The sequence below is a fragment of the Bartonella queenslandensis AUST/NH15 genome (genome assembly GCF_000312585.1).
Classification (GTDB): domain Bacteria; phylum Pseudomonadota; class Alphaproteobacteria; order Rhizobiales; family Rhizobiaceae; genus Bartonella; species Bartonella queenslandensis_A.
In genome coordinates this window covers 1-1,373 of the sequence record NZ_HE998257.1, presented here as the reverse complement: position 1 = coordinate 1,373, position 1,373 = coordinate 1, and the positions used below count along the sequence as shown (strand labels likewise).

1 protein-coding gene is annotated in these 1,373 nt (G+C 34.8%); it reads left to right on the top strand.

Annotated features, from left to right (window positions below):
* Nucleotides 1–215 precede the first annotated feature (215 nt).
* Nucleotides 216–1,220: an NAD(P)H-dependent glycerol-3-phosphate dehydrogenase gene (gene gpsA / locus BN338_RS10120; protein ID WP_039762069.1), complete on the top strand. Its 1,005-nt coding sequence runs from the start codon at nucleotides 216–218 to the stop codon at nucleotides 1,218–1,220.
* Nucleotides 1,221–1,373: the final 153 nt, after the last annotated feature.

The window sequence follows — 1,373 nt, the reverse complement described above, 5'->3', positions numbered from 1 at the left end:
AAATAGCTATTTGTAAAATCTACAAAGAATGGTTTTTGTACAATTCAATACAAAGAAAAAGAGCGTGAAAAACAAGTTTTCATTTTGTGTGAGATAAAGCTACGAAAAAGTAACATTTTAGTTTTATAGGATTTATATTAAAGAGAGCATTGAAGTTATTTGTAATAATAATGTGTAGTTGAAATTGGTAATTTAGAGAATAATCAGAAAACTTAATGAAAACCATTGCAATGACAGTTATTGGTGCGGGTTCTTTTGGTACTGCATTAGCGATTGTTCTTGCTCGTAATGGTCATAATGTTTTACTTTGGGGCTATAATTCTCAACATATCAAAAAGTTACAAGAACAACGTTGTAATCAAGTATATTTACCCGATATTCGATTTCCTGAAAATTTATTCCTCGAAACTTCACTTGAAACTGCAACAATGGTAAGTGATAATATATTAATTGCTGTTCCAAGCCATGCATTTCATCAAGTGTTGTATAATATACAGCCTTATTTGGATCAACATTCACGCGTTATTTGGGCAACGAAAGGTTTAGAACATGGTACAGGGCGTCTCTTACAAGAAGTTGCTCGTGAGATTTTGGGTGAAAAAATCCCTTTAGCTGTTTTTTCTGGGCCAACTTTTGCTAAAGAACTGGCTATTGGTTGGCCTACTGCAATGACGATAGCAGCTTCTGATGTTGAGTTTGGTAAAGAATTGCAGCAACTGTTTCATTGTGACAAAAGTTTTAGAGTTTATAAAAGTTCAGATATGGTTGGTGTTCAATTAGGAGGGGCTGTCAAAAATGTTATTGCTATTGGTGCAGGAATATCAGATGGCATGGGCTTTGGGGCAAATGCACGAATAGCGCTCATCACACGAGGACTCGCTGAAATCAGTCGTTTAGGGAGGGCTATGGGAGCCGAGCTTTCCACATTTATGGGAATGACGGGCTTAGGTGATCTGGTTTTGACATGTACTGATAATCAGTCGCGTAATCGCCGTTTTGGAATACTTCTTGGTAAAGGAATAGATATAAAAGAAGCGGAAAAACAAATTGGTCAGGTTGTGGAAGGGTACTTAAATACTAAGGAAGTACATACATTAGCACAACGTATTGGGGTAGAAATGCCCATTGTAGAACAAATTTATCAAATTCTCTATTGTGATAAAAACATAACACAAGCGACTGACACATTACTAAGCCGCACTCTCAAGGATGAAATATAGTGGTACCTTATGTTTTTAAATAATTCCAATCGTAAAAAATAGAAATATACTATGATAAAAATATAAAATAGATTACGTTGATTATTGTGTAAGACTATTATATCTCAGCCAATTACAGATTCAGATCATTCGATTTTTGTATGAATAGAGTTG